Raw genomic sequence first — 22,111 nt, 5'->3', positions numbered from 1 at the left:
GAGCAAAAAAGGAAACGCTTTGACCCGTATTGCATCCCATCGCGGCGGCACGCTGGAATTTGGCGACAGCACAAGACAAGGTTTCATCGCCACAGCAAAAATGGAGCTCGAAGAAGTCGAGTTCGACGTTCATCCCACCGTTGACGGCCATATCGTCGTTCATCATGACCCCACCCTGGACCGCACGACCGATAGCACCGGCATCATTGCCCAAATGCCCATGGCCCAGGTTTGCGCCGCAACCATAAAGGAAGGCGCGGGCGGACATCCGCTGCTGCTGGAGCAATTGTGCGAGGTCTTTGCCAATAGCCCGGTCGCCTTCCGATGCGAAATCAAAGCCGGAGCCGATGGGAAACCTTATCGCAACTTCGTCCCTGCCGTGATCGAACAGCTTAAGGCCCATGACCGCCTTGCCAGCACGATCTTTTCCTCTTTCAACATTGAAACGCTCGTGGAAATCGGCTCGGCCTGCGATCGTCCGCGCCTTTGGCTGGTCAACCCCACACTGATTGATGCCCGTGGCATCGGCTCAGTGATTGCCGTGGCCATCGAGCATGATGTCGCCGAATTGGGCATCAATATCGACCAGGCCACCCCTCCCCTCCGCGACGAGATTGTTTCGGCCGGACTGGACTTTGGGTGCTGGGGCGCCCATTCGGCTGAGCAGATCGACAAGGCCCTCGCCCTTGGCGCCAAAGTGTTCACAAGCGACCGGCCGAGCCTTGCCATCGAGAGGCGAACCCTCTGGAACGCGCGCAATGAGGTCATGGAATGAGTTCGATCGTTCTGAGCGACGTTCGCAAGCGATATGCGGGTGGACCTGAGATCTTGCACGGCATCGATATGGCGATCGACCCCGGTGAGTTCATCGTCATCGTAGGGCCTTCAGGCTGCGGGAAGTCCACCCTGTTGCGGTTGATCGCAGGCCTTGAGAGCTGCAGCCAGGGCGATATCGTGATCGATGGCAAGCGCGCCAACGATATGGCGCCGCAGGATCGTGACATTGCCATGATCTTTCAAAATTACGCGCTCTATCCCCATATGAGCGTGCGCGAAAACATCGCTTTTGGGCTCGAGTTGCGCGGCATACCCAAAGCCGAACGCAATCGCCGTGCTCAGGAGGTGGCCAGAACGCTTCAGCTCTATCCCTATCTTGATCGCAAACCCGGTGTGCTTTCGGGCGGGCAGCGCCAGCGGGTTGCGATGGGACGTGCAATGGCCCGCAACAGTTCGACCTTCCTGATGGACGAACCCCTCTCCAATCTCGACAATGCGCTAAGGGTCGCCATGCGCACCGAGATCAAGCAGCTGCACCGTCAGCTCGGCGCGACAATCATCTATGTCACCCATGACCAGACCGAAGCATTATCGCTTGCCGATCGGGTAGCGGTGCTTAAGGACGGCCATTTGCTCCAATTCGATACGCCCGAGGCCATCTATGACCGGCCTGCCAACACATTCGTTGCGAGCTTTTTAGGTTCGCCGGCCATCAATTTTGTCGATGGGGAAAAAACTGAGGGCCTAGAAAACGGCACATCGGTGATTGCCGGGTTTCGGCCCGAGGCCCTGGTAGCCCATGACGCCGAGCCAGCCGGCCCGAGTTGGCCGGCGCGCCTGCTGCTCTCGGAAATGACCGGGGCAGAGGCCATTCTCCATTGTGATACCGCAGTGGGACGTTTGACCCTGGCTGTGCCGCGCAAGACCATGCCCAACGACCCGAGCCAATTTTGGATCGGTTACCAGCACACCGACGCTTTGCTGTTTGATCGCACGACCGGCGATGCGATGGCCAATAACGCGCGTTAGAGTGCGCGCCAAGCTCGCATATGACCGCATGGGGGGACTATGACTGACAGTCACGACGAGGTGCCAAAGATGCTGGCCGACCTCGTTGCGCTCAATACCGCAAAGCTGACCAAGGCCGATACACGGCTTTTGGATGTGCTCATGAGCGATCCGGTGCGCGCGGCGATGGACAATGGCAGTGAGGTGTCTTCCCGCGCCGGAGTGCACCCGGCATCGGCAGTGCGTTTGGCCCGCCGTCTGGGATTTGACGGCTACCCCGAGTTCCGTACCTTTATCAGGTCCAGCCTCATCGACGCGGTGGGGGATTTCGAGAACCCTGCAGCGCGTATGGCGGCGCGTCTGGTCAAGGCTGAACAAGGCGGCATTCTGGCTTCCCTGCTCGACAGCGAGATTGCCGCCCTCCAACAGGTGCGCAACGCGGTATCGGATAGCGATATCCGCCAGTTTTCCCAATGCATCCGCAACAGCGCGCGCATCTTCATTTTCGGGCGCGGGCATTTCGGATCTCTGGCGGCGCTGATCGCCCTGCGCCTCAATCGATCCGGTTATCCATCGATAGATCTTGGCAGTCAGATGCACCAACTGCCCGAGACGATCGATCAAATCACCAGCCAGGATGCGCTTTTGCTTCTCGCCTTTCGCCGTGCGGAGCCCATGCTCAACGATGTGCGCGCAATCGCTCATGCGCGTGGCGCCACCACCATGGCCATTACCGACATGCGCGGTGCACGTTTCGAGCCGGCGCCCGAGCACCATATTTCGGTGTCCCGCGGGGCGGTGGGGGAATCTCAGTCCCTTGTCGTTCCCATGACTGTTGCCAACGCGATCATTCTCGATCTTGCATCAATTGACGACGGCAAGTCCTTGCGCGCGCTCGACAGTTTTAAGGCTTTTCGCGCCAGCCTGCCCGCGCGCCTACCACGATAGAGACCCGGACGGTGCGTCGGACACATGGATGGGAGCGCTCGCATAATGCCCTACCCACATCGCTATGAAGCCTAGTTCAACCTCTTGAACGAAGCCTATACCTGCACGAACTGGTTGGGCGGTGTGCGACGAGCACCTCAAGGCATTGAAGTGTTAGTCTGAGGGGAAGGCATTTCCCGGTCAATGCGGTGTAATCAGTAGCGGCCCTTTTTAGCTCAGGTGGCAGTGAGCGCTTGTCGTGGTTGGTTGTTGCCTACCCTTCATCCGAGTACTCGAATGCGACAAGATCGCTCGCCGCGCACCGTTCCTCTAGGCCTGCGAGGAAGGCGTGGGTGCCGAGAGGGGCTTGAGCCAGAAGGCGCGGCGGATGCGGTTGACCTTGTCGAGCTGATCAGGGCTCTGGCTTGCTGCTTTGAAACCGCTGCGGATGAAGGCAACGATCAGCATGAGAAACCCGATCCCAAGCCCGACGAGCACGGCCTGGATGATGATGCCGCGCGATTGCGCGGAATCGGGGGAGGTCGGGGTCTGGATGATGTCGTCGGCCGAAACCGAGCCTTCCAGCGCTTCCTGAATCTGCAGCATCTCGGCGCGCCGCGATTCGATGTTAGAGAGGATGGCCACGATCGACTGGCCGATCTCGCCAAGCGTGGTCGGCGAGGCCGAGCCGCCCGACTCCACGCTATCGGCTATGCGGTTGAGACGTTCGAGCGTGGCATTGAGTTCGGAAACCGAGGCTTCGGCCAATTGCAACTCGAGTTCGAGACGCGCGCGCTGGCTGGGTGTCGGCGTCGAGTTTTCGACAAGGGAATTGATGATGGCCCGAAGGAGCTGCTGCGCGCCTTCGGGCGTGCGGCCTCTGATGCTCAAGCGATAGAGGCTGGTGTTTTCCTGTGCGGTGATCGTCAGATCGTTTTGGACGAGCGCCTGACGTGCCTGAGAAAGCGTGCCTTCATACCCCTCGATATAGTCGCTGTTGAGAAGGGCGGGATTGAGGATGCGCGCCGAGGTAAGCAGCGCAGCTTCGTCGGCATTCAACCGGATGAGGGCTTCGGAATCGTATTGCCGGGGCGTCAGCGTCCAGAGTAGGCCGAAGGCGACAAGGGCAGCCAGTATGGGGACGACCACCAGCAACAGCCAATTCTCGGCCAGAACCACGGCAATATCGAGAAGGCTGATTTCGTCGTTGGCCGTTTCAGATTCCGTCATTCACCGTCTCCGCTTGGTTCCGGATCGTTTACGCAAAGCGTTGCATTGGCGCAAGCGTCTCTCCGTCACCTCTTACGCACCGATTGTGATGGAAAACTGAAGGTGTCCGCTGCCTCGAAATCGCGCGCTGTCAAAGCGCGGGGTGTGGCGGCCTCCCCCGACATCCGGCGGAACACCTCTCGCCTGCTTCGTTTCAGCATTTCCACCATGCCGCTACGGTCGCTCGCGAGGCAAAGGTCGGCGCGACCCCAGCGCATCAAAGGGTTAATCCTTCAGAGCTAAGAAATTCAAGGATTGATGAGGTAGCAAGAAGACCATCGTTTAGTCAGATCGGTTGTCACGGGACTCCGGGTTAGGCATAGTTTGTGCGACCCCCTCGATCGCAAAACCCCACCGCAGACCATGGGACGCCTCCTTCGATGAAATCGCGCCTTGACCATCTGCCCGAGCGCAAGCAGCGCGAGATTGCTCGCATCGTCGAGATCATCCACGAGGAGTTCGAGGACGCACTTAAGGAAGCAAAATCAGAAGCCAAACGCCGCGGCCGCATCCTCAAGATCATCCTGTTCGGCTCCTACGCCAAGGGTACTTGGGTCGATGAACCCCATACGATGAAAGGCTATCGCTCGGACTACGATATCCTGGTGATCGTTAACGAGCGGCGGTTTGCCGAATATGAGTTCTGGGATCGGGCCACGGATCATCTCAATCGCGATCCGCTGATTGGAGTGCCGGTCGGCGTGATCGTGCACTCGGCGCGGGACGTGAACAACTTCCTGCGCAATGGGCAATATTTCTTTGCTGACATTCGCAGAGAGGGGGTGGTTCTCTATGAGATGGATGATCGTGAACTCGCCGAGCCGGGCGCACTCACGTCAGAGCAGAAGCTTGATGCTGGGCGAGAGCATTTTGCACAACGGTTTCGATCTGCCGGCAATAGGCTGGAACTGAGCAAGTACGCTCTTTCCAAAACGATGCTCAATGAGGCCGCCTTTGAACTTCACCAGGCCGTAGAACAGGCATATGCAACGGTGCTGCTGGTGCTGACCAATTACACCCCGCCTTCGCATAACCTCAAGTTTCTTCGTAAGCTTGCCGAGGATCGCGACTTACGGCTGGTGGACGCTTGGCCGCGCGACCAGCATCGCTACGATGCTTGGTTCAACATCTTGAACGAGGCCTATGTGAAGGCCCGATACTCAAAGCATTATGAGATCAGCGAAGAAGCGCTGCACTGGCTGATGGAACGGACGGAACACCTGCACGAGCTGGTTGAGGTGGTGTGCGGCGAGCACCTCAAGGTATTGAAGAGTTAGCCTGAGGGGTAGGTATTCCCAATCAATGCCGGGGGAATCTGCGAAAAATGGCCAGGTTCACCGCCGATCGGTCAAAGGTGAGGGGCGCTGAAGTTGACGCCGGTTCCACCACGACCTCGCCATCAACGGCCACGGCAATCCTCTCGCTGCTGTCATAAGCCCTCCTTGAGTAGCCAAGTCGATGTCGATGCCATAGGCAAGCTCGATGCGACGTAATCAGTAGTGAACTTTTTGGCTCCGGTGGCAGCGAACGTTTGTCGGTGGCGAGGGTTGTTACCTGCGTAGGCGCTAGCAGGGCCTTGAGCCAGGAGGCCCAGCGGATGCGGTTGACCTTGTCGAGTTGACCGGGGCTCTGGCTTGCTGCCTTGAAACCGCTGCCGATGAAGGCAACGATCAGCGTTAGGAACCCGATCCCAAGACCGAAGAGCACGGCCTGGGCGATGATGCCGCGCGATTGCGCGGAATCGGGGGGGGGGGCAGGGTCTGGATGATGTCGTCGGCCGAAACCGAGCCTTCCAGCGCTTCCTGGATCTGCAGCATCTCGGCGCGCCGCGATTCGATGTTGGAGAGGATGGCCACGATCGACTGGCCGATCTCGCCAAGCGCGTTTTCGATAGGATTCTGCATTGCCTGAGAAAGCGTGCCCTAACAGCCCTCGATATAGTCGCTGTTGAGAATGGCGGATTGAGGATGCGCGGCGAGGTGGGCAGCGCGGCTTCGTCGGCATTCAAGCCGATGAGGGCTTCGGAATCGTATTGCCGGAACGTCCAAACGCTGCAAGGGTCGACACGCTTGCATGTTTAGTCGAGTATCCCGCTCGACCAACCAGAGCGGGACGCTTATGACGCAGAAGCAGACATTTGAGCAGTCTATATTGATGAACCCTTTGCGGGTACCATTGTCCGCAGTAGGTTACGTGTTGGTTTTGCTATTTGCTGCAACAGGGCCATGGGCGACCTACCGATACGTCCCAGGAACGACGGTCTTAATTCCGGTTGCGCTGGGCATGCTGCTGTCCGTGGTGTCAATTGCGTCGTTGATGCTTAGGATGCGACCCGCCGCGGTGTTGCCAGCGGTAGTTTTGCTCGTTTTTTGCGGGCTGGTCGCAGCCAGTATCATGTGGACCATCAATGTCGAGGTGTGGTTTCAAATAACCGCTTGGTGGATTATTTGCTTTATTGCTTTCTTTGGTTGTCTGCAGTTTGTGCGAGGACGCAAGCGGCTAGTTGGTTTGGCATTGGCGTGCATGGTGGCCGCTCTTTTGACTTTTCCGTTCCTGTCCCAAGATGCCTATATGCACGTCGCGGAAGAAAGTCGGCGCTTTTCTGTTGATGGGCATAATGCCAACCACACCGGCTACGCCTTAGCAGCTTGCTCTTTTGTGATATTGGTGGTCCTGAGGCTTCTTCGCGTGCATCTGATTGTTCGCCTGGTCTTGTTCGCGGCCGTCGCCTTGATCGGCATCGAACTGGTGATGCTGGGTACTCGCGGTGCGCAATTTTCGTTCCTGTTGGCAATAGCAGCGGCACTATTATCACTTAAGATCAGCTCCAACCTTCGCCTTGGATTTGCGATCGCCTTGGGTGTCACGGCTATCCTTGTGCCCTCTGGGCTACTTTCTCCGGTGCTTGCGTGGTTCGATGTTTTGTCCGCGCGGGGAACAGGAGACTTGTCGGGCCGGCTTGTGCTCTGGAACGATGCGCTGGTTTGGGTGGGCCGTTACCCTTGGCTTGGCATCGGTCCTGGATCTTTCCCCACTGTTAATGATCTTGGGTTGGAACCACATAACCAGCTTTTGAACATTCTTTTAACCACCGGGTTGGTGGGGATGTTTCTCTTTGCGGGGCTGACAGTTTCCATAGTCCTAGCGATTCAATCCCACGCGGCAAAGCTTGCGTCTGCCGTATTTCTTATTCTTGGATGCTTCTACGTTCCAATTGCCAGTTCCGGCCAAATTGACCTCATTGTTCCCATATGGCTAGCCCTGGCGTTCGCGATTTGTTTATCAGAGGGCGCTGCGAATCCCGGGCGGCAGCGTAATCTAGGCGATGGCTAGGCATGCTTCGGGAGCAAGTGCACGATGGCTAGATACCTCATAGTCGGAATTCAGATGGAGGAGATAACTGGTGCATCGTATGTGTCCAACAACGTCAGTCTAGCGAAGAATTCGGTTGTGCAAGTTTCCATTCAATTGGTGGAAGCTCATGACTGCGGTCTGCACCTCGGCATAAAAGGAAAATAAACTGAAGAATTTTGCCCGCTCTGCTTCGCTACTCATGATTGCCGGGTTTGCTGCGCAGGCGTTACAGTTTGTCGGTACGATTCTTCTGGCGCGAATATACGATGCCGACGCATATGGTCATCTAACGATTATCGTTAATTGGGCTTCTGTATTCGCTGTACTAAGTGGTCTTCAACTGCACATAGCACTACATATCACGCGATCCGCGAGAAAGGCGCGGGAAATTACGGCGGCAGCGCTAGTCACGATACCAGCAATCGCGGTTTCAATAGGCACTGTCGCATATCTGCTTGGCAGTTATACGCTTGTACTCGCGGTGATCTTGGGAGCCGCATTGGCAGTCTCAAACATTGGTCGCTCAGCTTTGGCGCGAAAATCCGCCAACTTGCATATTGCTATTCTGACGGTCGGACGCGCCGGAGTAGCGGTAGGGGCGCAGTTTGGCCTTCGGTCCTTCGGCTCGAGCGGGCTTGTTCTAGGGTTGCTAGCGGCTGAGATTACTGCGGCGCTTGCCTTCCTTGGCGGATCGTTGTGGGGGGCCAAACGACCTTCTTCTTTCAAGATCGTGAAGGTTATCCTGCGCAATAAAAATTTCACGGTATGGGGCGTGGCGCAGGAATTGGTTTCGATAGGCGTGGTGTTCCTGCCAATACTTTTATGCAGTGCAATCTATGACCCAAGTATAGTTGGTCACTATGGTGTCGCCTATCGCCTGCTCTGGGCCCCGGTGGTCATTATGTCATTCGGGTTCGGCCTAGTTTTTCTGACGGAGATAAGCCAACAGCCTCAACGCTTTCGAGAAATACTATCCGGAATACATTTCAGCAAGCTGACTATGTTGTTGGTTGTCGCGGCCATCTCATCATTTTTCTGGCTACCGAACCTGTTTCAATGGATCCTGGGCAACGAGTGGGAACTGGCTGCAGCCATGAGCCCGGCAGTAGCAATCGCTGCGACAAGCTTTCTTATATCAGCGCCCTTTCGCCAACTATATCGAGTTCATCAGAAGCAGCGGCTCCAGTTATCTATCGACGTCGCGACTATGGCGTTGATTGCGACAACGTGGGTGCTGCCCGCGCTACCGCCCGTGTCCTGGATAAGCGTCATTTGCGGAATAGTCGTCGTGCAGAATTTGGCGATGATCGGCTTCACACGCCGCTTTTAAACCGACAATTTTCAATCTCCTGCTCAAGAACCCTTATCAGATTGAGAAAGCGTGTTGACTGGTCGCTATATTGGCGAAGCCTTTCTTTTCCGGCGGCGATCATTTTTCGGCGCAATCGTTCATCAGCAATCAATGTATGGATGGTTCGAGCGACAGCTTCAGGGTCACGTGGTTCGACGTAAAGTGCAGCGTCCCCGCATATCTCTCTAGACCACGCTCGGTCCGCGGTGATATGCGGCCTCGCGGCCCCGAACGCCTCAAGCGGCGTCGCTGAAAACGTCTCAAGCACGCTTAGCGATAGGACGATATCGCATTTGTTGAACACGTTTGCGGCGTTGACGTAATTGTAGACGCCGAGGGTCCTTACTCGCTCAGCTACGCCAAGTTTTCTCGCCCTATTTGCAATCGCATCCCACTCCGAGCTGCCAGGATCCAAAGTAAGATGAAATTCGACATTGCGGTCGCCGAGATTGCCACAGAGTGACGCGATCACCGGAACCTGATCCAAAAGTTTGTGAGGATAGGCCATGGCCGGCACCAAAACGACTACCGGTGTTTCAAACGATGGTGGGGGAACATCGGAAAAAACGTCTGCGTCGAATGCGTTGGGAACCACAGCTGTTCGGTCTATGGGATAAAGAAGTCGACCACAAAAAAATTTTCTTGCGGTAGCAGTCTGAAAAATAAGACGATCCGCTTTCCTAGCATGGTAAGATTGATAAAGTATTCTGAGTGCGTCGGGAAGCCACCTGAGCGGGGAGCGCGTTAAAAGGAACGTACTCAAATCAACGTGGGATACGTAGGGATTACTGATACCCATGACATGTGGGCAACTAAATTGCACATATGCAGGGCCAGCCATTGTAAAGACGAGGTCGAAGTCACCGTTGGCCTGAAGTTGCTTTAAAGCCCGCCGTGCACGAACGGAGCGCGCCGGGGACTCGCTGATAATGGTGATATCTGAGTTCGGTAGATTCCAGTCGTTTATGATTGCGGCCACCTGAGGCGACACGGCGAAATGCCATTCATGAACACCCAACCTAATCGCCTGTCGAATGAATACAGCCGAGTTTTTGGCGCCACCGCCGCCAATGTTGGTAGTTGCGTTGAACAAGAACTTCATGACACGATGTCGTCCATGCTGGTGACGTATCCGGCCACTTGGTGATGATCTCTGCTGAGCCGGAAAGAGGCTGCACGCATTTTATCTAGGTAGTCACCCTCTAAGTAGATCTTCCAAAGTACGCGCTCCAACGATCCAACCGGATCGGATGCTTCAATCACAGCCGCGGCTCCATATTCTCTCGCGCGTTTAGCAAAATGGGAATGAGACATGACAAGGACCGGAACGCCCAGGCTCCAACCCTCTACAGATTTGGTGGGAAATCCCGCCCATTCGTAACGGGCGTCATCGCGAATTATAGCAGAAATGTGGCACTCCCGATAGAGTTGGAATACGGTTTCACGATCCACTGGACCTAAAGCAACAATCTGGAAGTTTTGAGCTGACGATGAAAGGTCAAGTTCATCGGCGCGTGGCCCTGCCAATATGAGCTGTATTTCGTGAGGAAAATTAACTTTGTTGATCCAAGCGATAAGGAGATCAATGCGATCCTTTTTTCCTGGAAAGCCAGCGTAGAGGATCTTCAATGGGACGAGCTCCATGTTCTTCGTGGAACTTCCGCGCGCAGGGCGTTCTACTAGCGGTGGTATAACTTTGCCGATACGGGGATTGTAGCATCGCGATAAATATTCGGTAATAAATATCATTCGCGAAAATAATTTATATGAAATATTCATTCTGAGAAACACCTCTGCCTTGGCGCGCCATGATGAAAGATGATCGTATTCATACCATTCGGTGATATCTAGCGCGGCGTGGATGTCGCGGACGAGCGTCATTATTCGGAGTAATAATGATAATGCATTCGATGGATTATATAATACAGCGGCGTGATAACGCTCTCCGGCGACCAGCTCCCGAAACAACTGTATCCAAGAAAAAGGAACGCCGCTCGATAAATGTTCATCATAGTCGATTTTCTCATCAAACTCTACCGTGTGATCTGGTGTCAGACCTAGGCACGGCATAAGAAGCACTCTGTGTCCAGAACGACGAAGTGCTGATGATAAATGTAGAACTCTTCGACCGGCAGCATCTGCCGGGAATAGGCGATAATTGCCAGTATATAGTATTTTATTCATGGCGCAGATCGACCGTGAGTTTCTGTATCAAGTTGCGGTCCCCGCCAGCCTAATCGTTTCGCCGGCGACACGGCGCGCTTATGGCGGGTGCGAGCGCGGACACTCGATCTTCCATGAGAATGGCTGGTTGAATGTGATCTGCTTTTCGAGCAGGGAACAGGCGGAGCGTTTCGGTCGCATCGTTGACGGCTTGTGGATCGACCCTCGGGATCGAGGCCGGGGCCGCAATTGGATGAAGTGGACACCGAAGGAAACTCGGCTACCTTTCAGCAAAACAGCGATTATTTCGGATGGCAGGATGTGCAACCTTTACTCAATGACCAGCAACGTGCAGGCGATCCGGGATTTCGTGCGTGAGAGCCGCCGGGCGCAACTGAGCCTTCATGCCAATCTCGGCAATTTTCCGCCCCTGCCCGGCATCTACCCTGACTATCTGGCGCCGATCATCCGCAACATGGACGATCTGACATCGGAACTGGCCATGGTGCGATGGGGAATGCCGTCGTCGTCCCGCGTGCTCTATGAAGCCGCACGCGCACGTGCAAAGAAAATTCAGGAAAAGGAAAAGCGAGAGCTCAGCCCGGAAGAGTTCAACCAGCTGGTGCGGATGGAGCCGGACCGTGGCGTCACCAATGTTCGCAACACCGATAGCCAGCACTGGCGCCGATGGCTGGCGCCGCGGTTCCGGTGCGTCGTTCCATTCACCTCGTTCAGCGAGTTCAACAAGGACGCCGGCGGCGACATCTGGTTCGCTTTCGATGACAGTCGTCCCCTCGCCTTCTTTGCCGGTATATGGGCGCCGCAATGGACCTGTGTGCGCAAGATCAAAGAGGGAGAGGTGACCACCGACCTGTTCGCCTTCCTCACCACCGACGCCAATGCCGAGGTGAAGTCGATCCATCCCAAGGCGATGCCGGTGATCCTGACGACGCCCGACGAGGTGGAAACTTGGCTGACTGCGCCATGGAACCAAGCCAGAGCACTGCAACGCCCCCTGCCCGACGGCATGCTCAAGATCGTCGCTCGAGGCGTAAAAGAGGACGGCCTGCTATGAGCAAACCCACACCACCCACCAAGCTCATTGTCGTCATGGCCTTTGAGGATGACGGCGAGGGCGGACTGCGGCCGGCTTTCGAACCCCGCGAGTTCCAGAGCGAGCAGCGCGCCAGGATCGAGGCGGGATCGTTGGTCAACAGCTACCCGGCAGTGATTGCCTGGTCGCGCACGGCCGATCCAAACCTTGGCGAATATGGCGAGCCAGAAGTGCTGTTCAGCTTTGGGCCCGTGCCTGACATGGAATAAGCACGCCTATCGGAGCACCGACATACCGGACGTATTTCGTAAGATGCAGTGTGAATGGGCGGGCGCCACAGTCATTGGCAAACGAACTTGCCCAGGAACGCCTCCGGCGTTTAACGTCGTCGAAGTCTCCCCCCAGCCTCTCGATCAGCTTTGGGAGCGACAAAGCGAGGTGGTGCCCACAGCGGCAATAGAGCGTGAGCTGATCATTGTTCACAATGAGGTCCTGCAGGGTGGATATCGGTCATTCCAACGGCGGTGCGCGGCATGAGAACAGAGTGGAAACGTTCTCAGCAAAGAGTCAATCTCGACAGTAGAACCGGAACTCCGACGGCGGGCCGACCATTGCTCTAGCCTATCTACTAGGAGAGCATAATGGCTGACGATCCCAACAAGAAAGACTTCCGTGATCGCGATAGGGTTGCCGCCGACCAGGATTATGAGGTCCGGTACTTTGCCGAAGAGAACGGCATCTCCGAAGAGCAAACCCGTGAGCTGATCGCCAAGCATGGCAATATGCGCGAGGATCTGGAGCGCGAAGCCAAGAAGCTGCGGCAGGCCTGACGTGGCAGACGTCGATCGAAGCACCGGCGGCAAAGCGATCATCGGCAGTGCGCGCGATCAGGCCGATGACGAGCAGAGCCATTTCTACACCTGCCCTGCCTGTGGGCAGATGGTGGATATGCGCGATCTCGGCGCCGTGCTGCATCACGAGGATGAGGGACATGATCCATTGCCCGATCCTGTGTCCACCCGGGTGGCCGATGCGACGAGGATGCTGAACCGCGCAATCGCCTCGAAAGGACCCTGACGATGCCACCACGATACGAAAAGAGGCGATCGGGTGACGGTACGTGGAAGGTGGTCGATGCCGACAACGGCTGGGTTGTGACCATGGATGGAGTGCCGCTCGATGACCTCGAAGAGAATGAGGCTGAGGAAGCCGCCGGTTTGCTCGATGCCGGCGAGATGACGCCTGATGCACCCCACGCTCCGCCGCCGGCCGACTGATGGCAAAAGCCCCTGCCCTCACGACAAAGCCCATGGAAGCCGAGCCGGTCGACGAACTGCCCAAAGGCAACGGGTGGCTATACGAGCCCAAATATGACGGGTTCCGCTGCATTGCCTTTCGCCGCGGGGACACGGTCAACCTGCAGTCGAAGAACCAAAAGCCACTCGAGCGCTACTTTCCCGAGATTGCTGGGGCCATCGAGGCGCTTCCAATGGATCAAGTCGTCCTCGATGGCGAGATCGTCATTCCCGAAGGCTTTGAGACGCTGCAGCTCCGGCTCCACCCTGCCGCATCGCGCATCAAAATGCTGTCCGAGCAGCATCCGGCGCAGTTCATTGTCTTTGACCTCCTGGCCCATGAGAGCGGCTCGACGATGGCGCAACCGCTGAGCGAGCGACGGGCTGCCCTGGTCGAGTTCTTCAGGACAATCGGGAAGAACAAGACCGTCCGCATCGGTGACGCGACCACCAGCCGGGCCACGGCCGAGAAGTGGTTGGGCAAGTCAGGTCTCGATGGCATCGTCGCCAAGCGCCTCGATGAACCCTACCAGCCCGGCGAGCGCGCCATGCGCAAGTTCAAGCTCTGGAAGACCCTCGATTGCGTCGTGGCCGGCCTTTACTACAAGGAAGGAACCGAGCGCGTGGACTCCCTCTTGCTTGGGCTCTACGACGATGATGGCAAGCTCAACTATGTGGGGAGAAGCCGGGTCTATAAGGATGCCGAAGAAATAGGCCATATTCTAAAGCCGATCATCGGCGGCGAAAGCTTCACCGGCCGCGCACCGGGCGGCGTTAGCCGATGGTCAGGCAAAGAGCGAAAGCCGATCCCGCTCAAGCCCATTCTCGTCGCCGAGGTCAGCGCCGATCACATCACCGGGGATCACATGCGGCATGGCGCACGCCTATTGCGCTGGCGCTCCGACAAGCGGCCGGAAGATTGCACCATGGATCAAATCAGAGACCGTCGCCGATGAGCAACGATATGGAGGTGCTCGCCGACGCAGTGCGAAAACGCAAGGCCATCTTATTTGTAGGCGCCGGCGTTTCGATCAGCGTTGGATTACCATCCTGGGATTTCCTCATCGAGCACATGATCGAAAGCCTCGATCTGTCACCCGAGGAGGTGGAGGACAATTCAATCTCTCACCAAACGCTCGCTGAATATTACATGGTGCGCATGGGAGGCATCGGTCCCTTGCGCAGCTGGATGGACCGCGAATGGAAGGTCTCAGAAGAAAGCGTTCAGGCTTCCCGAGTGCATCAGCTGATCGTCGAACTGGACTTCCCGAGGATCTACACCACCAACTATGACCGGAATCTCGAGATCGCCTACAAGTGCCAGAATAAGCCGTATCACCGCATCGCCAACGCGCGTGATTTTGCCGCGGCCCCTGACGAGGTGACCCAGATCGTCAAGTTCCATGGCGATTTCGATGACGACGATTCTATGGTGCTGGCCGAGGCCGATTATTTCAGGCGCCTTGCGTTCGATTCGCCGCTGGACACCAAGTTCCATGCAGACGCTCTCGGCCATACCCTTCTGTTTATCGGCTACTCAATGACCGACATCAACATACGGCTTCTACTCCACCGAGTTTGGCAAGCTTGGATCGAGTCGGGCCAGGAGCGTGACCGCCCCCGATCATTCGTGTTTATGCCCCGGCCCAACAGGATTCAGGAGACGGTGCTAAACCGTTGGGGAATTACACTTCTCACTGGAAGCCACGGTGACCCTGAGGAAGCGCTGGTCGATTTCCTCAGTCAGGTGTTGGAAGTCAGGAACACAGCTGATTAGTACGGCCACGCGGAAACGGCCCTCGAAGCTCTTGGGTTACGGACGCAGCCGCAAGCCCGAAGAGCAACCACAATTAAAGAAAGGTCATCTGAAAGATCGCGGGAACGCAGATCCGGGGATGCTACACTTCAGCATCATCCCGGAAGGCTTCAGCTCAAAAATTGAGTAGCTGGTCATGGGGGGGCCTGAGGGGTTCATGAAGGTGGTCGAGTATCGAGTGGCTTAGAGGCGGTCGGCAAATTTGGCGCAGCAGATCTCTCAAGGCACAATTCAAACTCACTATGGATACCCGATTTTGAAATACGAAATGTCGCCGATCGGGGGCGAATAAACGGTAGATCCTAAGACCTTGGTGAGCTCGTTAACTGTTGCCGACCTAACATCGAGGAGGTTCAAACTCCTTCAGGGGATGGCATCCTTGACGACCGGCCGGCAGCGCAATTTTTCGACATCGACAGACGGCGTGGCAGCGGTCGAGTTCGCCTTGATCCTGCCGTTCCTGCTCTTGCTCTATCTGGGCACAGTGGATCTCACACTTGCTCTATCGATCGATCGAAAGCTCAACAACCTGACCGCATCGCTGAGCGATCTTGTGGCGCGCAAATCGGTCGATGAGACGACAAGACGCGAAATCATCGATTTCTTTTCCATTAGCAACGCGGTGATGCGTCCCCACGAGGTCGAACGCACAGGGATGCGTATCACCATCGCCATGCCAACCAGCGAGAGCGAAGGAGAGGTCCTCAGTAGCGCCGCGGCGAACGGCATGATTGCGCGAGAACATGGCGACGTCATTTCGCTCCCGAGCGAGTTTGTTACCCTGGCAGGGGACAGATGCGTTATCGTCGCAGAGGGGCAATACTCCTTCGAGCCACTTTTCCATTTCGCCTTCCAGACCACGGTTCCTCTGTCCCACCGCAGCTTCTCCATCCCGCGGGTTGATGGTGGCTTTTGCAGTGACGCGGAAGAGATGTGCGCCGGCTACAGCCCCGAAGACACTCGGGGGCGCAACTGCAACGATCGCCACAACAGTTGGGGAACTGGAAATGGCAAGGGCGGCGGCATCACCAACAATAACGGTTCTGGGTAGCCCATTGTGCTTCAGGCGCTCACCCACGCGCCACGCCCGTCTGCGATCGCTCCATTCTCTCGATGATCTCGCAGTACGCGGATACTCGCCGTCTTTAAGCCGGAAGACTGCTCGAGCGACCGCATGGCGCTTGTTGTTTCCCGCGGCGTCCGGTAGTGGCGGAGAGCTCGGCCAAGTCCGAGTGCAGTTGCTTGATGTCCCGTATGTTGGCCGCGTCAGCGGAAACGACATCAGAATCGTTGTTCCCCCGCCGCCGATCAAACCGACAAATCGAGGAGTATCGCACAGGTATTCAAACTCCACGCGAGGCGCCGTTTCCGGCGTCAGATCATGCATGGTGTGTTCTGCTGGACTGCCAGAGGAACCAGTATCGGCCAGATTTAGATATGAGGCGCACGGGTTGCCCAGCCGCGCGCCGAAGGTGTGGCGCCGGCGCGGGTTGCTCTAATGTCCCGCGAAACAGAAGCTTACTGTCTGGCGGCCCATCTTGCCCCAAAGCTTCAAGGCGGTCTCGGCCGTCTCCATGTCGCTCGCCTTGATAATGTTGCATCGCTTTGAGCCGCATGATCTCGTTCATCATCAGATGGGCGGCTCACGCAGGGAGCAGTTCAGCCTGACCGCCGAGCGTTGCAGAGCCGCCTTTCGCTCCGCCGCAGCAGCCGGCTCATCCATTGGACCAGTAAATCTCCGCAGCCATTCGCCATCAGCGCCGTTCTACCAAAGCGCGGTTCTCACCGCCGCGAGGCGCGAGAGCCGCTCATCGTTGGTCAGCAGCCTCCGATGGGCGGCTCACTTGTTTCTTGGCGAAACCCACTATTCTGTGGCATAAACGCAGTTGCAGTTGCCTCCAAGCATTGCAGAGCCGCTCACCACACCGCCAGTTCGGTGGGCGGCTCACCTTTAGCCACCGACGCCTTTGGCAAAGTTGCCAAACCTCAGTACGCCTTGGCTACGGTCGCACCATTTCTTGCCGGCACTGCAGTCTCTCTTTACCACTGATCTAGCGCCGAACTGCCAGGTCGACGCCATTTGTACGGTCAGAGGGTGGCAGCTCGGTAGACAATGAGGCGCTAATTGCTGGCGTCGCTTTCCGTGAACTCGATTGCGAAAATCACCGAGGGCACCATTTCGCTTGAAGCTGATGAGTATGGCTGGGGCTGGACGGCCGGTGCTGGTGTCGAGGCCACGATCATGGGCAATCTCTCGTTCAAGGGCGAATACCTCTACACCTGTTTCAGTGACGTTGTCCTCGATGGCCGACGCCGAAGCTCACATCGCACGCGTTGGTCTTCCACTTCTCAGAGATACCCTGTCACACCTCACCAGCGCGGGGGTATTTGGCTCGGAAGAGAAGCTCGGCTTTCGATCGGGCTTCGTTTTGTTTCTGCCGTTGCGCGGCTCCCATTCCCTCAGTGAGATGTCAGAAGTGAATCTTCGCAACCGCTCCGCGACGGCTCCGTTCAGTAAGTGCAATGCCAGAAATCATTGCTTACCTCCCACGAAGCCGCCCACCCCGCGCCCCACGCTGGTGGGCGGCTTACATCAATCCAAATGCAAGCGCTGAGACGAGGGTCTGCGAGCATATGAGGCGCGTCTGGCGACTGACGCCAGGCTCTTCAACTCTTAGCGCTCGGCTCCGGTCCGCGAGCAGGTGAAGTGTGGCGGACACTTGTCTTGGTGATCGCGGCCAAAAAGGCATCGCGAAGCTGGCGCTCGTGCCGCTCGGCAAGAGCCAAGAAGATTTGGCGCTGGTGGCATGGCCTCTCCCAAAGAAAACGGCCCCCCCAAAGGAGAGGCCGCCGGAGAATGGATAGTCAGCTTGTGCTTACATCGCGTCGTCGACGACGATGGTCAGCGAACCCTCGCCGCTGGAGGTCACCGCGACGATCTGGTCGGTCGTGTAGCCCTCAGCTTCAAGGGCGGCCGAAACGTCGGCATTGGCCTCGATGGCTGCTGTCAGATCAGCGAGTGAAGCACTCTGAGCGCTCACGGCTTCATCGAGAGCGCTGGCATTTTCGGCAGCGTTACCCTTGATTTCCGACAGCGTGATAATGTCGATCTGGGCATCGGCACCGATTGCTTCGATGTCAGCAGCGGCCACATTGGACGTTTGCAGGCTCGAAATGATCTGGCCGTAATTCACGTCACCCGCGGCAGCAGCATTAGCATCCGCATTGGCGTCAGCGTTCGCATTGGCGTTTGCGTCACCGCCGACACCAAGGCCGACGCCATTGTTGCCGGCGTTGGCATCCACATCTGCTCCAACTCCAGCATCAACACCAGTGTCAGCTCCTGCATCGACACCAGTATCAACGCCTGCATCGACACCAGCGTCAATGCCCACGTCGGCCTGAGCCAGTGCAAAGGTGGAGGTCGAAGCGAGAATTGCAGCGGTAGCAATGAGCTTTGTGAAGGTCTTCATTTGTGAGACATCCTCTCTCGTTGTGTGCACCCCCGCGCCGCAATCAACGATCGTCTCGTCTCTTGGTTGCCGCCTTAATCAAGGCAATTGAGCGGCATCAACCCCGAACAATAAGGCGCCAAGCCACCACCGGCCCTGCCCTCCGTATCGCATGATCTTGATAATGGTCACTGAGTGGCCGTCAGATCACCATCTGATCTGCAGGATCAGGATTGGCACCGAACACGGCCGAGGTGATCTCAATGTCGGCGCTACGATCGTGGTGACGTTGATGAACTCTTCGGTGGTCCTCGGCGGCGATTAGCGTGTCGCTGAGGGTGCGCTTATCACCCCGCAGGCGATCGAGGGTGGACTTTAGGGCCGCGGCGCCGGGATGGTCTCGCTTGTTTCGATCTGGAGGAGGCCTTTCCATCCTGCTCGTCATAGAGCGAGCGAACCGTTTCTCGACACTGCCGGGGCTCGCAACGATAGCCTTGAGAGCTACTGGCCATCTCCTGTGTTGCGCCCGCATAAGCCGGCATGGCAGAAAAGTCCCTTAAATGAGGGGTTTAGAAATCGATGAATTGTAAGGTCTACCCGCCTAAGGGGTTTAGCGCTTCCGACTGCTATCGGCACATCAAGCAGCTTGTCCGAACGCGAACGAAAACATCGCTCGCCCGGAAAATGCGCAATGGTGGGATCGTCATCAGCGGATCAGGTAGCGACATCGCTATGATGAAGATCGTGCTGTCACGCTACAACTACCGCCTGGGGGTCTAACGCGGGACCGCTCGGCATCCCAATGGCTGTAGCAATTCGCTTTGCTCATAACGATGATCGCCAGGCCCTCAACGACGTGATGCGTCACGCGTCGTTGGCCGTGGAGACCGGGGAAGTGCTGCGCCGCCTCGAGGAAGAGCCGGCGCACCTGCAGGTGGATCCCGCTCTCATCGCCAACGGCAATGTTGTCCTGGCGGAAGCGGACGGCGTTGTTATCGGCTTTGCCTCCTTTGTCATCGCTGGCAACGATCACGCCGAACTCGAAGGGATGTTCATTACTCCCGCTTATTGGCGGCGCGGCATTGCGACCGACCTGTTCTTGGCCGTTGAACAGGAATTGGTGCGTCGGCAGATCACGGTGATCAGGGTCGTTGCTGGTGACAGTGCTGTGCCGTTCTACCGGTCTGTAGGCTTTGTCATCGTGGGAGAAGAGCAGACGCCCCTTGGGCCAGTGGTGCCAATGATGGAGAAAGCTCTGCTTTTTGAGTAGGCTTCTGGATCTGGGAGGATCAATTCCATGCAGATCGTAGAGGTGTTCTTGCCGCTCGATACAGGGAGCGGCATACCGATTGAGCCCGAGATCATCGAGGGTATCGTTGGTGGCCTGGCTGACCGATTTGGCGGCGCTACCGCGTTCACACGGGCGCCTGCCGATGGACTATGGAAGCAAGGGGCCACGATGCAGAAGGACCGCATCCTCATCATCGAAGTGATGGTGAGCGAACTCGACCAAGGATGGTGGAAGAAATATCGCACCAAACTCGAACGGGAATTCGAACAAGACGAGGTTTTGATCCGCGTGACATCCTGCCGGACGATCTGACACGGTCGGGTTGATCAGAGCGGAATGCAGCAGAGTTCCTCGAGTTTGTCGCGGGACTGCCCAAGCCCGCTACAGTGTTGCAGTCCGGCGGACGGCCACATAGCCGATAATGAGGGCGTGTATTGTCAGCGCCACGACCAGGCCCAGCCCGTGAAAGGCTGCACCAACGTCTTTGATGCCGGCCAGTGCCTGAATGGTCAGTATCGAAGCAGGCAGAAAAAGCAGCATCGCGGTGTAGATCCCCGGATTGGCGCGTCGCATCTGCAGGGCCTGGCCCGCATGAGCCAGCGCATTCACCAAGGTCGTGTACGCGGCTATCAGCCCAAAACCAATGTGCACCGTGGCCGCCAACGCAAATACAATGGCATAGATTCCCCACACGCCGGGCACGTTGATAAGGAACACGGCTCCTCGCGTGAGTACCTCCGCACCTCCTCCGACCTCACGGTTCACAAAGGTGCGGAACCGATCATCGTAGTGCTCTTCGAGTTGGTGAAGCATGTAGATCGGAAGCAGAAGATAGATCAGCAGCAGGGGCATGCCAAAGAACGGGGCGATCCCCACTCCGACAATCAGCAATATGACGCCCGCTAGGCTCCCGCCATACACCCAATAGTCGCGAAATCGGTCCAGCATCATCGCCCCCTGCTGACAGATTCTTCCTCGTCCCGTCCCTCTGTCAATACCGACGCGCTGGCATAATGCTTGTTTGGGCAGGATCTGGCCGCGGCAGGCCATCCCTGGTCACCGTTCCCTACAGCGGCTCCATCGCATCATTTCGATCTGGGCTTAGGTGCGATGATTGAAACCGACCATGCCATGGACCGCCGGGGCTACGATCTCGGGCAACTTGTCCGCTTCCGATACGGGCATAAAGCTTTCGACCACCATCCTCCCGGGGGCTGAAATCGGAAGGCTTCGGATGCTTTGTGTCAACGGCATAGGTCATCTCGAGCGGCACCCCTGTAATATGCATCTAGTGAACGGCGAGGCCGTGGAACGAGTACGGAACGGGGTCATTGGACTGACCTAGCCGAAAAGGAGGACCACCATGTCCGAACGCAAAGACCGGACCGGCAACCATTTGAACCATGGCAAGGCACAGACGCCCGAGGAAACCCGGAAGGCCACTCAGGAGAACCAGGAGGCGAACCGGCCCAGCCGCCCTGCTGAGAGCCAGGAGGGGCAGAAAGACTACGTCAACGACAGCAGCAATCCGCGGTACGCCTTAAGTGACACCGAAAAGAACAAGCTTAGCGAAGACGAGGTGGAGAACGAACCCAAGGAACGGATCGACCACCTCTAGATTGCCGCGACATGGATCGAGACAAGCTGATAGAGCGCAAGCCAGGTGACGAAACCGAGCCGGGCACCAAGCAGTCCGGCGAAGCGACCTGCCCACGCTGTGGAGGGTCGGGCAAGATCGATGATGAGCCCTGCCCCGATTGCAAAGGCAGTGGCACGGTCAATGTTATCGTGGGTGACGCCTAGCCGATCCTCAGTTCAAGGCGGCGCTGGGCGTCTCTCCAGCGGCATAGAGTTGCCCCGCAACCTCGCCGTTCGCCTGAATTGCCCTGAGCCGCCGTTCGGCATCTTCTAGGTCGCGGGCCCAGATCGAGATGGAATGAACGCCCTTCTCGAACGGGTAGTCGACCATGAACTCGAAGAGTTCGCCGCCCTCCCCGTCTTTGCGGGTATGCTCGGGATCTGGACGCATCAGCTCTTGGCGCTGCATACCTGTTCTCCATTCTCGTATTGTTAGGCACAACGCCTGAGGCTGATTGACGGGTCCGATGTCTGGCTCCATCCTCTCCTTGGATAGGGGGGAGGACATCATGAGATACTTTCTTGGTGCTATCGCTGTCGCCATCTGCACGACAATCTCGACACACACGGCTTTTGCTCAACGCGACATGGATTGTTCGGATTTTCGGTCATGGTCGGAAGCTCAAGCGTTCTACGAAAGACAAGGCCCCGGCGATCCGCACCGCCTCGACGCCGACAATGACGGAATTGCCTGTGAGGCGTTGCGGTAACGCTTC

General features: G+C 57.1%; 26 protein-coding genes. 19 read left to right on the top strand and 7 right to left on the bottom strand.

From position 1 onward, the window contains the following. The first annotated feature begins 19 nt into the window (after positions 1-19). Genes NO934_RS20120 through NO934_RS20110 form a run of 3 tightly spaced genes read left to right on the top strand, consistent with a single transcriptional unit; the run spans position 20 to position 2,733 of the window. On the top strand, positions 20-775 hold the full coding sequence (locus NO934_RS20120; RefSeq protein ID WP_309164005.1) for a glycerophosphodiester phosphodiesterase family protein: 756 nt from the start codon (positions 20-22) through the stop codon (positions 773-775). Continuing rightward, positions 772-1,806: an ATP-binding cassette domain-containing protein gene (locus NO934_RS20115; RefSeq protein WP_309164004.1), complete on the top strand. Its 1,035-nt coding sequence runs from the start codon at positions 772-774 to the stop codon at positions 1,804-1,806. Before NO934_RS20120 ends, NO934_RS20115 begins: the two co-directional genes overlap by 4 nt. A gap of 39 nt (positions 1,807-1,845) precedes the next feature. Beyond that, entirely contained in the window at positions 1,846-2,733 is an 888-nt protein-coding gene (locus NO934_RS20110; protein ID WP_309164003.1) for a MurR/RpiR family transcriptional regulator, read from the top strand. Between the two features lie 309 nt (positions 2,734-3,042). Here NO934_RS20110 and NO934_RS20105 read toward each other — a convergent pair whose 3' ends face one another. Next, positions 3,043-3,942 carry a Wzz/FepE/Etk N-terminal domain-containing protein gene (locus NO934_RS20105; protein ID WP_309164001.1) on the bottom strand — a complete coding sequence of 300 codons (900 nt, stop codon included), beginning with the start codon at positions 3,940-3,942 and terminating at the stop codon, positions 3,043-3,045. Positions 3,943-4,361: 419 nt separating this feature from the next. Here NO934_RS20105 and NO934_RS20100 point away from each other — a divergent pair, with 419 nt between their 5' ends. Further along, a complete protein-coding gene (locus tag NO934_RS20100) occupies positions 4,362-5,258 on the top strand; it encodes a nucleotidyltransferase and HEPN domain-containing protein (protein ID WP_309164000.1) in 897 nt (298 codons plus the stop codon). Between the two features lie 399 nt (positions 5,259-5,657). Here NO934_RS20100 and NO934_RS20095 read toward each other — a convergent pair whose 3' ends face one another. Beyond that, positions 5,658-5,885 (bottom strand): hypothetical protein, encoded by a 228-nt coding sequence (locus NO934_RS20095; protein WP_309163998.1) that lies wholly within the window; start codon positions 5,883-5,885, stop codon positions 5,658-5,660. Positions 5,886-6,099: 214 nt separating this feature from the next. Here NO934_RS20095 and NO934_RS20090 point away from each other — a divergent pair, with 214 nt between their 5' ends. Together NO934_RS20090 and NO934_RS20085 are read left to right on the top strand one after the other, a co-directional pair. After that, positions 6,100-7,314, top strand: a complete 1,215-nt coding sequence (locus NO934_RS20090; protein ID WP_309163995.1) for an O-antigen ligase family protein — start codon at positions 6,100-6,102, stop codon at positions 7,312-7,314. A 220-nt stretch (positions 7,315-7,534) separates the two neighbouring features. After that, positions 7,535-8,665 carry a hypothetical protein gene (locus NO934_RS20085; protein WP_309163994.1) on the top strand — a complete coding sequence of 377 codons (1,131 nt, stop codon included), beginning with the start codon at positions 7,535-7,537 and terminating at the stop codon, positions 8,663-8,665. Here the strand turns inward: NO934_RS20085 and NO934_RS20080 are convergent. Next, on the bottom strand, positions 8,649-9,788 hold the full coding sequence (locus NO934_RS20080; RefSeq protein ID WP_309163993.1) for a glycosyltransferase family 4 protein: 1,140 nt from the start codon (positions 9,786-9,788) through the stop codon (positions 8,649-8,651). The two genes, NO934_RS20085 and NO934_RS20080, sit on opposite strands and share 17 nt — an antisense overlap. Further along, complete coding sequence (locus tag NO934_RS20075; protein WP_309164374.1) at positions 9,785-10,756, bottom strand: glycosyltransferase; 972 nt, start codon at positions 10,754-10,756, stop codon at positions 9,785-9,787. The genes NO934_RS20080 and NO934_RS20075 overlap by 4 nt, the downstream gene beginning before the upstream one ends. A 412-nt stretch (positions 10,757-11,168) precedes the next feature. On the opposite strand from NO934_RS20075, the gene NO934_RS20070 reads away from it, so the two are divergent. From NO934_RS20070 to NO934_RS20035, 8 genes are all read left to right on the top strand, one after another. Further along, on the top strand, positions 11,169-11,924 hold the full coding sequence (locus NO934_RS20070) for an SOS response-associated peptidase family protein (protein ID WP_309164372.1): 756 nt from the start codon (positions 11,169-11,171) through the stop codon (positions 11,922-11,924). Further along, entirely contained in the window at positions 11,921-12,172 is a 252-nt protein-coding gene (locus tag NO934_RS20065; protein WP_309163990.1) for a hypothetical protein, read from the top strand. The genes NO934_RS20070 and NO934_RS20065 overlap by 4 nt, the downstream gene beginning before the upstream one ends. A gap of 372 nt (positions 12,173-12,544) precedes the next feature. Further along, positions 12,545-12,733 carry a DUF3606 domain-containing protein gene (locus NO934_RS20060; RefSeq protein ID WP_309163988.1) on the top strand — a complete coding sequence of 63 codons (189 nt, stop codon included), beginning with the start codon at positions 12,545-12,547 and terminating at the stop codon, positions 12,731-12,733. A 1-nt stretch (position 12,734) separates the two neighbouring features. Continuing rightward, positions 12,735-12,980, top strand: a complete 246-nt coding sequence (locus NO934_RS20055) for a hypothetical protein (RefSeq protein WP_309163986.1) — start codon at positions 12,735-12,737, stop codon at positions 12,978-12,980. A gap of 2 nt (positions 12,981-12,982) precedes the next feature. Continuing rightward, a complete protein-coding gene (locus NO934_RS20050; RefSeq protein ID WP_309163983.1) occupies positions 12,983-13,180 on the top strand; it encodes a hypothetical protein in 198 nt (65 codons plus the stop codon). Continuing rightward, the gene (locus tag NO934_RS20045) at positions 13,180-14,154 is read left to right on the top strand and encodes an ATP-dependent DNA ligase (RefSeq protein ID WP_309163981.1); all 975 of its coding nucleotides are present in this window, start codon (positions 13,180-13,182) and stop codon (positions 14,152-14,154) included. Before NO934_RS20050 ends, NO934_RS20045 begins: the two co-directional genes overlap by 1 nt. Continuing rightward, positions 14,151-14,975 carry an SIR2 family protein gene (locus NO934_RS20040; RefSeq protein ID WP_309163978.1) on the top strand — a complete coding sequence of 275 codons (825 nt, stop codon included), beginning with the start codon at positions 14,151-14,153 and terminating at the stop codon, positions 14,973-14,975. Before NO934_RS20045 ends, NO934_RS20040 begins: the two co-directional genes overlap by 4 nt. Positions 14,976-15,393: 418 nt before the next feature. After that, positions 15,394-16,065 carry a TadE/TadG family type IV pilus assembly protein gene (locus tag NO934_RS20035; protein WP_309163977.1) on the top strand — a complete coding sequence of 224 codons (672 nt, stop codon included), beginning with the start codon at positions 15,394-15,396 and terminating at the stop codon, positions 16,063-16,065. A gap of 1,825 nt (positions 16,066-17,890) precedes the next feature. Here NO934_RS20035 and NO934_RS20030 read toward each other — a convergent pair. Then, positions 17,891-18,487, bottom strand: a complete 597-nt coding sequence (locus NO934_RS20030) for a hypothetical protein (RefSeq protein ID WP_309163975.1) — start codon at positions 18,485-18,487, stop codon at positions 17,891-17,893. Positions 18,488-19,361: 874 nt separating this feature from the next. Between NO934_RS20030 and NO934_RS20025 the strand changes: the two genes are divergently transcribed. Together NO934_RS20025 and NO934_RS20020 are read left to right on the top strand one after the other, a co-directional pair. Then, positions 19,362-19,736: a GNAT family N-acetyltransferase gene (locus tag NO934_RS20025; protein WP_309163973.1), complete on the top strand. Its 375-nt coding sequence runs from the start codon at positions 19,362-19,364 to the stop codon at positions 19,734-19,736. Between the two features lie 27 nt (positions 19,737-19,763). Then, positions 19,764-20,069 carry a hypothetical protein gene (locus NO934_RS20020; protein WP_309163971.1) on the top strand — a complete coding sequence of 102 codons (306 nt, stop codon included), beginning with the start codon at positions 19,764-19,766 and terminating at the stop codon, positions 20,067-20,069. 69 nt (positions 20,070-20,138) lie between these two features. Here the strand turns inward: NO934_RS20020 and NO934_RS20015 are convergent, their stop codons facing one another. Then, on the bottom strand, positions 20,139-20,807 hold the full coding sequence (locus NO934_RS20015; RefSeq protein WP_309163970.1) for an HXXEE domain-containing protein: 669 nt from the start codon (positions 20,805-20,807) through the stop codon (positions 20,139-20,141). A 313-nt stretch (positions 20,808-21,120) separates the two neighbouring features. On the opposite strand from NO934_RS20015, the gene NO934_RS20010 reads away from it, so the two are divergent. Together NO934_RS20010 and NO934_RS20005 are read left to right on the top strand one after the other, a co-directional pair. Continuing rightward, on the top strand, positions 21,121-21,375 hold the full coding sequence (locus NO934_RS20010) for a hypothetical protein (RefSeq protein WP_309163969.1): 255 nt from the start codon (positions 21,121-21,123) through the stop codon (positions 21,373-21,375). An 11-nt stretch (positions 21,376-21,386) separates the two neighbouring features. Then, positions 21,387-21,560 carry a hypothetical protein gene (locus NO934_RS20005; protein WP_309163968.1) on the top strand — a complete coding sequence of 58 codons (174 nt, stop codon included), beginning with the start codon at positions 21,387-21,389 and terminating at the stop codon, positions 21,558-21,560. 7 nt (positions 21,561-21,567) lie between these two features. On the opposite strand, the gene NO934_RS20000 is transcribed toward NO934_RS20005, so the two are convergent. Then, complete coding sequence (locus NO934_RS20000) at positions 21,568-21,804, bottom strand: hypothetical protein (protein ID WP_309163967.1); 237 nt, start codon at positions 21,802-21,804, stop codon at positions 21,568-21,570. A 58-nt stretch (positions 21,805-21,862) separates the two neighbouring features. Between NO934_RS20000 and NO934_RS19995 the strand changes: the two genes are divergently transcribed. Continuing rightward, positions 21,863-22,105, top strand: a complete 243-nt coding sequence (locus NO934_RS19995) for an excalibur calcium-binding domain-containing protein (RefSeq protein WP_309163965.1) — start codon at positions 21,863-21,865, stop codon at positions 22,103-22,105. The last annotated feature ends 6 nt before the right edge of the window (positions 22,106-22,111 follow it).

Origin of the sequence: Pelagibacterium sp. H642 (assembly GCF_031202855.1) — a bacterium.
Taxonomy (GTDB): domain Bacteria; phylum Pseudomonadota; class Alphaproteobacteria; order Rhizobiales; family Devosiaceae; genus Pelagibacterium.
The sequence above is the reverse complement of the archived record's forward strand: the minus strand, read 5'-3'. Positions and strand labels throughout refer to the sequence as shown.

Coding starts and splice junctions, on each gene's coding strand:
- NO934_RS20115 (WP_309164004.1), top strand. CDS start 772: ATGAGTTCGATCGTTCTGAGCGACGTTCGCAAGCGATATGCGGGTGGA.
- NO934_RS20110 (WP_309164003.1), top strand. CDS start 1,846: ATGACTGACAGTCACGACGAGGTGCCAAAGATGCTGGCCGACCTCGTT.
- NO934_RS20105 (WP_309164001.1), bottom strand. CDS start 3,942: ATGACGGAATCTGAAACGGCCAACGACGAAATCAGCCTTCTCGATATT.
- NO934_RS20100 (WP_309164000.1), top strand. CDS start 4,362: ATGAAATCGCGCCTTGACCATCTGCCCGAGCGCAAGCAGCGCGAGATT.
- NO934_RS20095 (WP_309163998.1), bottom strand. CDS start 5,885: ATGCAGAATCCTATCGAAAACGCGCTTGGCGAGATCGGCCAGTCGATC.
- NO934_RS20090 (WP_309163995.1), top strand. CDS start 6,100: ATGACGCAGAAGCAGACATTTGAGCAGTCTATATTGATGAACCCTTTG.
- NO934_RS20085 (WP_309163994.1), top strand. CDS start 7,535: ATGATTGCCGGGTTTGCTGCGCAGGCGTTACAGTTTGTCGGTACGATT.
- NO934_RS20080 (WP_309163993.1), bottom strand. CDS start 9,788: ATGAAGTTCTTGTTCAACGCAACTACCAACATTGGCGGCGGTGGCGCC.
- NO934_RS20075 (WP_309164374.1), bottom strand. CDS start 10,756: ATGCCGTGCCTAGGTCTGACACCAGATCACACGGTAGAGTTTGATGAG.
- NO934_RS20070 (WP_309164372.1), top strand. CDS start 11,169: ATGTGCAACCTTTACTCAATGACCAGCAACGTGCAGGCGATCCGGGAT.
- NO934_RS20065 (WP_309163990.1), top strand. CDS start 11,921: ATGAGCAAACCCACACCACCCACCAAGCTCATTGTCGTCATGGCCTTT.
- NO934_RS20060 (WP_309163988.1), top strand. CDS start 12,545: ATGGCTGACGATCCCAACAAGAAAGACTTCCGTGATCGCGATAGGGTT.
- NO934_RS20050 (WP_309163983.1), top strand. CDS start 12,983: ATGCCACCACGATACGAAAAGAGGCGATCGGGTGACGGTACGTGGAAG.
- NO934_RS20045 (WP_309163981.1), top strand. CDS start 13,180: ATGGCAAAAGCCCCTGCCCTCACGACAAAGCCCATGGAAGCCGAGCCG.
- NO934_RS20040 (WP_309163978.1), top strand. CDS start 14,151: ATGAGCAACGATATGGAGGTGCTCGCCGACGCAGTGCGAAAACGCAAG.
- NO934_RS20030 (WP_309163975.1), bottom strand. CDS start 18,487: ATGAAGACCTTCACAAAGCTCATTGCTACCGCTGCAATTCTCGCTTCG.
- NO934_RS20020 (WP_309163971.1), top strand. CDS start 19,764: ATGCAGATCGTAGAGGTGTTCTTGCCGCTCGATACAGGGAGCGGCATA.
- NO934_RS20015 (WP_309163970.1), bottom strand. CDS start 20,807: ATGGCCTGCCGCGGCCAGATCCTGCCCAAACAAGCATTATGCCAGCGC.
- NO934_RS20010 (WP_309163969.1), top strand. CDS start 21,121: ATGTCCGAACGCAAAGACCGGACCGGCAACCATTTGAACCATGGCAAG.
- NO934_RS20005 (WP_309163968.1), top strand. CDS start 21,387: ATGGATCGAGACAAGCTGATAGAGCGCAAGCCAGGTGACGAAACCGAG.
- NO934_RS20000 (WP_309163967.1), bottom strand. CDS start 21,804: ATGCAGCGCCAAGAGCTGATGCGTCCAGATCCCGAGCATACCCGCAAA.
- NO934_RS19995 (WP_309163965.1), top strand. CDS start 21,863: ATGTCTGGCTCCATCCTCTCCTTGGATAGGGGGGAGGACATCATGAGA.